Source organism: Streptomyces sp. NPDC042364 (genome assembly GCF_056437585.1).
On record NZ_JBWKAJ010000004.1, the window covers coordinates 129,245 to 137,916 of the forward strand.

The following is an 8,672-nucleotide window of genomic DNA, read 5'->3' on the forward strand; positions in this document are numbered from 1 at the left end:
ACTCAGCCCTCGGACGCGGCGGCCTTCTTGGCGGTTGCCTTATTCGCCGGCGCCGCCTTCTTCGCCGTGGCCGTCCTGGCCGTGGCCGTCTTCTTCGCGGCGGTCTTCTTCGCCGGTGCCGCCTTCTTCGCGGCGGCCGTCTTGGTGGCGGTCGCCTTCTTCGCGGGCGCCTTCTTCGCGGGCGCCTTCTTCGCCGTCTTCTTGGCCGGTCCCTTCGCCCGCTTCTCCGCGAGCAGCTCGAACCCGCGCTCGGGCGTGATCGTCTCCACGCTGTCGCCGGACCGCAGTGTCGCGTTGGTCTCGCCGTCGGTGACGTACGGCCCGAAGCGGCCGTCCTTCACCACGACCGGCTTCCCGCTGACGGGGTCCGCGCCGAGCTCCTTCAGCGGCGGCTTGGCGGCGGCCCGCCCGCGCTGCTTGGGCTGGGCGTAGATCTCCAGCGCCTCTTCCAGCGTGATCGTGAAGAGCTGGTCCTCGGACTGGAGGGAGCGCGAGTCCGTGCCCTTCTTCAGGTACGGCCCGTACCGCCCGTTCTGCGCGGTGATCTCCTGGCCCTCCGCGTCCGCGCCGACGACGCGGGGCAGGGACATCAGCCTCAGGGCGTCGTCGAGCGTGACGGTGTCCAGGGACATCGTCTTGAACAGCGAGGCCGTCCGCGGCTTGACCGCGTTCTTGCCCGTCTTCGGCGTGCCCTCGGGGAGGATCTCCGTGACGTACGGGCCGTAGCGGCCGTCCTTGGCGACGATCTGGTGACCGGTCGCCGGGTCGGTGCCCAGCTCGAAGTCACCGCTCGGCTTCGCCAGCAGTTCCTCCGCCAGCTCCACGTTCAGCTCGTCGGGCGCCAGGTCCTCGGGGATGTCGGCGCGCTGGTGGCCCTCGCTGTCCTTCTCGCCGCGCTCGATGTAGGGGCCGTAGCGCCCGACGCGGAGGACGATGCCGTTGCCGACGGGGAACGAGGAGACCTCGCGGGCGTCGATGGCGCCCAGGTCGGTGACCAGTTCCTTCAGGCCGCCGAGGTGGTCGCCGTCGCCGTTGCCTGCTTCGGCGGCCGTGCCGTCGTCCCCGGTGCTCTCGCCGAAGTAGAACCGCTTCAGCCACGGCACGGACTGGGCCTCACCGCGTGCGATGCGGTCGAGGTCGTCCTCCATCTTGGCGGTGAAGTCGTAGTCGACGAGCCGCCCGAAGTGCTTCTCCAGGAGGTTGACCACGGCGAAGGACAGGAAGGACGGCACGAGTGCCGTGCCCTTCTTGAACACATAGCCCCGGTCGAGGATCGTGCCGATGATCGACGCGTACGTCGACGGGCGGCCGATCTCGCGCTCTTCGAGCTCCTTGACCAGCGAGGCCTCGGTGTAGCGGGCGGGCGGCTTGGTCGCGTGCCCGTCGACCGTGATCTCCTCGGCGGCCAGGGCGTCGCCCTCGTTGACCTGGGGCAGCCGGCGCTCGCGGTCGTCCAGCTCGGCGTTGGGGTCGTCGGCGCCCTCGACGTAGGCCTTGAGGAAGCCGTGGAAGGTGATCGTCTTGCCGGAGGCGCTGAACTCGGCGTCCCGGCCGTCGGAGGCGGTGCCGCCGATCTTGACGGTGACGGAGTTGCCGGTGGCGTCCTTCATCTGGGAGGCGACGGTCCGCTTCCAGATCAGCTCGTAGAGCCTGAACTGGTCGCCGGTCAGGCCGGTCTCGGCAGGCGTGCGGAAACGGTCGCCCGAGGGCCGGATCGCCTCGTGGGCCTCCTGCGCGTTCTTGACCTTGCCCGCGTACGTCCGCGGCGCGGACGGCAGGTAGTCGGCGCCGTACAGCTGCGTGACCTGGGCGCGGGCGGCGGTGATCGCGGTGTCGCTGAGCGTCGTGGAGTCCGTACGCATGTAGGTGATGAAGCCGTTCTCGTACAGCTTCTGGGCGATCTGCATGGTCGCCTTGGCGCCGAAGCCCAGCTTGCGCGAGGCCTCCTGCTGGAGCGTCGTCGTACGGAACGGGGCGTACGGCGAGCGGCGGTACGGCTTGGACTCGACGGAGCGGACGGAGAAGCGCGTGTTCTCCAGGGCGGCGGCAAGCGCGCGGGCGTTCGCCTCGTCCAGGTGCAGGACGTTCGCGCCCTTGAGCTGCCCGAGCGAGTCGAAGTCGCGGCCCTGGGCGACCCGGCGGCCGTCGACGGACTGGAGGCGGGCGACCAGGGACGACGGGTCGGAGGCGTCGCCGGCGCGGCCGGTGGAGAAGGTGCCGGTCAGGTCCCAGTACTCGGCCGAACGGAACGCGATCCGCTCCCGCTCCCGCTCCACGACGAGCCGCGTCGCCACCGACTGGACACGGCCCGCCGACAGCCGGGGCATGACCTTCTTCCACAGGACCGGCGAGACCTCGTAGCCGTAGAGGCGGTCGAGGATGCGGCGGGTCTCCTGGGCGTCGACCAGCTTCTGGTTGAGCTGGCGCGGGTTGGCGACGGCGGCCTGGATCGCGGCCTTGGTGATCTCGTGGAAGACCATCCGCTTGACCGGGACCTTGGGCTTGAGGACCTCCTGGAGGTGCCAGGCGATGGCCTCGCCCTCGCGGTCCTCATCGGTGGCGAGGTAGAGCTCGTCGGAGTCCTTCAGCAGGTCCTTGAGCTTCTTGACCTGCGCCTTCTTGTCCGCGTTGACCACATAGACGGGCGCGAAGTCGTGCTCGACGTCGACGCCGAGGCGACGGACCTCGCCGGTGTACTTCTCGGGCACCTCCGCGGCGCCGTTGGGAAGGTCGCGGATGTGCCCGACGCTCGCCTCGACGATGTAGCCGGGGCCGAGATAGCCCTTGATCGTCTTCGCCTTGGCAGGCGACTCGACGATGACGAGTCGGCGGCCGCCCTTCGCGGTCTCGCTGGTCGGGGACAACTTCGCTCTTCTCTCCGGTCGACGCTGGGATATCCCCGGGGTCGCCTTGTGTCCGGGGTCGGGCACCCCCGGAGACCGGTGCCTCGCAGGAGGCTCGGCCATGGGCCCGGGGATCGGGTCATGCTGACGCTGCGGAGTGTGACGGTACATCCCGCCCCCGTGTCAAACGGGAAAAGCCCGCAACGGCCACTCGAACGGTAACCCGACTACCGCCATTCCTGCCGCCCGGCGTGTGCACCGGCCCTTCCGGACCGCTGCGGAGGGTCACCTCCCGGCTACCCGGCCCGCCCCCTGACCCGGCTCCCGGAGCCCGCTCAGATCTGCGTGAAGCACCACGCGCCGAGCACGAGGGCGGCGACCGCGGCGACGCTCGCCAGCGTTGCCGACATCACAGGGCGCACCCCGTGGGCGACCGGCAGGCCCTGTCGCATCCGGACGGTGGTCCACAGCAGCAGCCCGCCCCCGAACAGGGCGAACACCACTCCCGCGAAGATCGCCGATCCGCTCTCCATGTCCCGCTCTCCCACCCCTCGACTCCCGAGGACGGGAGGCTGGCACGCGCGGGAAGCGGACGCGCGAACCCGAGGTGAACGCGAGGCGTCCGGTGCCTCAGACCGAGCCGGGCGTGGGTATCTTCCCGGTCGTCCTGGTGACGTCGGCGTTGCGCACCGTGCACACCACCTTGTTGAAGCCCTTCTCCCATTCTTTCTCGTCGGAGACCCAGCCCGACACGATCACGTCGGAGCCGGGCGCCCAAGTCGACTCGAACCTGTTGGTGCAGAGCTTTCCCCCTTCGTCGAGGGCTCCCTGGAAGGTCATGCTGTCCGGGGCCTGCACCGAGCCGACGACCTGGTCGGTGTGCGCTTGGGCACAGTCGGTCAGCGGTGCGTCGTATCCCTTGTCGTCCCTCGCGGTGTAGTCCCAGCAGTCGCCGACGGCCATCTGTGTGGGCCACAGGTTCATGCCCGCGTCACGGAGCCGCCCGACCTCGCCGCCGATGGGGACGTGCTTGCCGAGCACCAGACATGCCGTACCGCCCTTGGCCGCGGTGAAGCCCTCCTTCGTCGGCACGAGCGCGTAGACCCCGGCGTCGGGGAGGGCCTCGGCCGTCGCCTCGGCCTGGCCGGCGCAGCGCCGCGCGCCGTTGGCCCGCGCGTCGTCGTGGTCGGACGCCGTCTCGATCGCCACGACCTGGCCGTCCGGCCAGTCCTCGTCGCAGTCCACCACGCCGAGGTCGGGCGGCGACTTGAACGCCGCCCCCGTCCAGACGGCCTTGACGCAGTCCCCCACCTGAAGCGGTTGTGTGAGGGCCGCCTTCTCTCCGTAGGGGTACTTCGCGAGCACCGTGTCGGACGGTGGCTCGGAGCCGCCGTCCGCGCCGTCACCCAGCACGTTGACCACGGCCCAGGTACCGCCGCCCGCCACCAGCAGCACCGCCACGACGAGCGCGACGAGCGCGGCCGGGGGCACCCTGCGCGGGGGTACGCCGGGCCGCGGAGCGACGGCCGTGACCGTCGGGAACCCGGCGTGGCCCGGCGGCGTGGCGCCGCTGCCGTAGGGCGTGGAGCGGTTGGCCGCGTACGTCGGTGGCTGATGGCCCAAGGCACCGCCGTACGACGGAGCCTGACCGCCCGCCGCGCTCGAGTACGGTGTGGCCGGGTTGCCCGGGTGGCCGCCCTGGACCGGTTGCTGACCGCCCGCCACATTGCCGTAGGGCATGGGCCGGCCGCCCGCGTACGGGTTGTGGCCCTCGTACGGGGTCCGGGGCCGCGCCTGCTGCCAGGGGTCGTACGGCGACGGGCCGGCCGGGGTGTTCGGGCCGGCGCCCGGGGTGGGTGGACCACCCGCCGGAGTGTGCGGCGTGCTCGGGGTCGGCGGGGCGCCGGGAGTGTGCGGTGCGGCGCCCGGGGTGTGCGGTGCGGCGCCCGGGGTGTACGGCGTGTGCGGGGCGCCGGGGGTGTTCGGAGGGCCGGGGGTGTTCGGGGTGCCGGGGCCGTGCCCGGCTGCCACCTGGCCGGGCGGCGCGCCGGCCGCATGGCCGTACGGCGTGCCGGGGCTCGCGTGTGCGCCGGGTCCGCCGGCGGAGGAGGCGGGGCCGAAGCCCTCCGGTGCCGACGAGGGGGCGGCCCGCCAGCCGGACGGTGCCGACGAGGGGGCGGCTCCCCAGCCGGACGGTGACGACGGGCCGTCCGCGCCGGCGACCCGCTCCAGGCCGCGCGCCACCGCTTCCGGTGACAGCCGCCGTACCGGGTCTTTGATGAGCAACCCGTGCAGTACCGGCGCCAGTTCACCGGCGCGGGCGGGCGGTGTGGGCTCCTCGCCGAGCAGTGCGGTGAGCGTCGCGTACTGGCCGTGCCGGTCGAAGGGGCCGCGGCCCTCGACCGCCGCGTACAGCGTGGCGCCGAGGGAGAACATGTCGGCGGCGGGCGTCGGCGGTTCGCCCCGCGCCCGCTCGGGCGCCAGATACCCGGGGGTGCCAAGGATGCCGGCGGTGGCGGTGAGCCGGGGCTCGCGGGACTCCGGCTGGAGCGCGATGCCGTAGTCGGTGAGCAGCACGCGCGCGTAGGGATCACCGGAGGCGTCGGCGGCCAGCAGGATGTTGGCCGGTTTCACATCGCGGTGGAGGATGCCGATCCGGTGCCCGGCGGTGAGCGCGTCGAGGACGGCGAGCCCGATCCTGGCGACCTGCCCGGGTGCGAGGGGCCCCCGCTGCCGGACCACGGCCTGGAGGTCGACCGCGTCCGGCACGTACTCCATGACGATCCACGGCAGCCCCTCGTGCAGCACCACGTCGTGGACCGTCGCCACATGCGGGTGGCCGCGCAGGCGCGCGGCGTGCCGGGCTTCGCTGCGGGCCCGGGCGATGCGTTGCGCGGGCTCGCTCGCGTCCATCGGGACGTCGGGCAGGGAGATCTCCTTCAGCGAGACCTCGCAGGCCAACTCCTCGTCGTACGCGAGCCAGACCCGGCCCATGCCGCCCGCGCCCAGCGTGCGCAGCAGGCGGTAGCGGCCGTTGATGATCCTTCCCTGGCCCTGCTCCGGCGTATCCCCCGCCATCGCGATCCCCCGATCCCCCAGAGACAGCGCGTGCCTCCCCCGAGGACACGTCGAATCCGTCTCTTGAAAATAGCTTCGCACGCCCCACTGACAGGAGACCTTTTACTGATCAATCCAGCCAGACCGGACACATGCGCCCCAGGGGTACGGATACGCCCCATCCGTGACGGGGACGGGGCGTCCGAAAGATCCTCGGCGAGCCGCCGGGCCGCTCAGGACGCCGGTTCGAGGAAGCCCTGCTCGACGAGGAGCCGGATCTGGACCGGCGTCCGGTCGCGCAGCGCCACCGGGTCCTCGCCGACGAGCTGGGCGATGGCGTCCAGAATCCGACCCGCGCTGAGGGAACCGTCGCACACACCGGCGAATCCGGCGCCGACCGTGTCCACCGTGGTGGCCCGGCGCATACCGCGGTTCTGCCGCAGCACCACATGCTCGGGGTCCTCGGCACCGGGCAGTCCGACCTGCTCCTGGACGACCTCGGAGGTGAGCCGGAAGTGGGCGGTGAGGAGCGCGGCGTCGTCGTTGTCCCGCAGGTAGTCGAGGCGCGCGAAGTGGGCCCGTACCGTCTCGCCGAGCGGCTGTTCGACCGGATGCGGCCATTCCTCGACGGTGATCGAGGGTTCGTTCTCCGCGGCGGCCGACTTCCGCAGGGTGATCCAGCCGAAGCCGACGCCCTTGACCTTCCGCGCCTCGAACTCGTCCAGCCACGCGTCGTACCGCGCCTGGTACTCGGCCAGGTCACCGCGGTGGTCGCCGGCGTCCCGCAGCCACAGCTCCGCGTACTGCGTGACGTCCTGGACCTCCCGCTGCACGATCCACGCGTCGCAGCCGCGCGGTACCCACGACCTGAGCCGCCCCTGCCAGTCCTCGCCCTCCACGTGCTGCCAGTTGGCGAGGAACTGCGCGAACCCGCCCTCGCTGAGCCGCTCCCCGGCCCGCTGGACGAGCGTGCGGCACAGATCGTCCCCGCTCATGCCGCCGTCGCGATAGGTGAGCCGCGCGCCGGGCGAGATCACGAACGGCGGGTTGGACACGATGAGGTCGTACGTCTCGCCGTCCGCGAGCGGCTCGAAGAGCGAGCCCCGGCGCAGATCGGCGGCCGGTGCGCCGGAGAGCGCCAGCGTGAGCGCCGTGATGTGGAGCGCGCGCGGGTTCAGGTCGGTCGCCGTCACCCGTGTGGCGTGCTGGGCGGCGTGCAGCGCCTGGATACCTGAGCCGGTCCCGAGGTCGAGCGCGGACCCGACCGGCGTCCGTACGGTGATGCCGGCGAGGGTCGTGGAGGCGCCGCCCACACCGAGTACGACGCCTTCGTCCGTGCTGCCGATGCCCCCGGCTCCGCCGACCGCGCATCCCAGGTCGGACACGATGAACCAGTCCTCACCGCCCGGTCCGCCGTACGGCCGGACGTCGACGGTGGCGGCGATCTCGTCGGAGGAATCACCGACGGGAACCAGCCATCCGCTCTCGACACAGGCGTCGACGGGCAGCACCCCCTCCACGCGCGCGCGTGTCACCGGCTGCTGCAACAGGAAGAGCCGGACGAGCGCCTCCAGCGCCGACTCCCCGCGCGTGGCCCGCAACGCGGGCACCACTTCGCTCCGCGCGAGGGCCGCGTACGCGGAGGCACCGAGCAGTTCGAGCAGCCCGTCGGCGGTGAAATCCGCCCCGATCAACGCTCCGCGCAAGCGAGCGGCGACGTCGGACCGGTCAACGGACGGCAAGGAGGACAGCTTGGAGTGACTCACAGACCTCAGGGTATCCGCGCCGAGCCGCCCCGCCCTCAGCTGTGCGCAGCGGCGACCGTCGTGCCGCTGAGGCACCCGCCCGGTCGCCTCCGGGTGGCGCGGCCCGGGCGCCGGTGCTCAGCTCGGGGTGGCGGCCCGGGCGCCGGTCCTCAGCTCTGGGTGGCTCCCGCCGACGTCGAGACGGACGCGGTCGCGGACTTGCAGCTCGGCTGCTCGGCCATCGCCTGCCCCACCTCGCCCTTCTCCAGCTCCTTCAGCGCGTTGCTCCCGGTCTTGCTGAGCTTCTCCAGCTCCGTGGCGACACCTTCGAGCCCGTCGGCGAACTTCGCCTGGTCCTTCGTGTTCAACGCGTCCGACTTCTTCTTCAGCTCGGCGTACGCGGTCGACAGCTGGTTCAGCTCCGCGACCGCGGCCTTCTGCTTCTTCTCCCCGTCCTCGACATCCGGCGCCCCGGCCTGCCGGATGGCGGTCGCCATGGCCTTGTACGCGTCGGAGATGTCCTGGAAGCCCTGGGAGTCGGCCTTCTGGACGTCCGCCGGCGCGCTGTCGTCCGAGGTCTCCTTCTGGATCGAGGCGTTGGCCGCCGCGATCTTCTTGATCTGCGGCTGTACGTCGTCGCAGACCTGCTTGGCCCAGGAGTTCAGCTTGTCGTTCGTTTCGTCGTCGCTGCTGCACCCGGACAGCGCCAGTACCAGTACCGCACCGCCGGACAGTGCGGCCGCGAGCTTCTTGTTCACCGGATTGGTCCCTTCCGTGGCTCTCGGCCCCGGAACATACACGCAGGATGGGAGCCGCCTGTGTGCCGAGCCCCCTCTATCTATCAGTTCGTAACCATTTGCACCAAGGGAGAGAAGGCTCACGGAGTCGTCGGCGCACACAGCGGGGGGGGGGGGGGGGGGGGGGGGGGGGGGGGGGGGCCGCCCCCCCCCCCCCCCCCCCCGGGGGGGGGGGGGGGGGGGGGGGGGGGGGGGGGGGGGGGGGGGGGGGGGGGGGGGTGACGGCCGGG

The 8,672-nt window shown here is 72.0% G+C and carries 5 protein-coding genes; all 5 read right to left on the reverse strand.

Going from position 1 to position 8,672, the window contains the following annotated elements:
• Positions 1-2 precede the first annotated feature (2 nt).
• A complete protein-coding gene (gene topA / locus AC067N_RS10035; RefSeq protein WP_478678404.1) occupies positions 3-2,864 on the reverse strand; it encodes a type I DNA topoisomerase in 2,862 nt (953 codons plus the stop codon).
• Between the two features lie 314 nt (positions 2,865-3,178).
• Positions 3,179-3,376: a hypothetical protein gene (locus AC067N_RS10040; protein ID WP_478678405.1), complete on the reverse strand. Its 198-nt coding sequence runs from the start codon at positions 3,374-3,376 to the stop codon at positions 3,179-3,181.
• A gap of 97 nt (positions 3,377-3,473) precedes the next feature.
• Positions 3,474-5,921, reverse strand: coding sequence for a serine/threonine-protein kinase (locus tag AC067N_RS10045; protein ID WP_478678406.1), 2,448 nt, complete (start codon positions 5,919-5,921; stop codon positions 3,474-3,476).
• Between the two features lie 212 nt (positions 5,922-6,133).
• Complete coding sequence (locus tag AC067N_RS10050) at positions 6,134-7,666, reverse strand: DUF7059 domain-containing protein (protein WP_478678407.1); 1,533 nt, start codon at positions 7,664-7,666, stop codon at positions 6,134-6,136.
• Between the two features lie 149 nt (positions 7,667-7,815).
• Positions 7,816-8,403 (reverse strand): small secreted protein, encoded by a 588-nt coding sequence (locus AC067N_RS10055; protein ID WP_478678408.1) that lies wholly within the window; start codon positions 8,401-8,403, stop codon positions 7,816-7,818.
• Between the last annotated feature and the right edge of the window lie 269 nt (positions 8,404-8,672).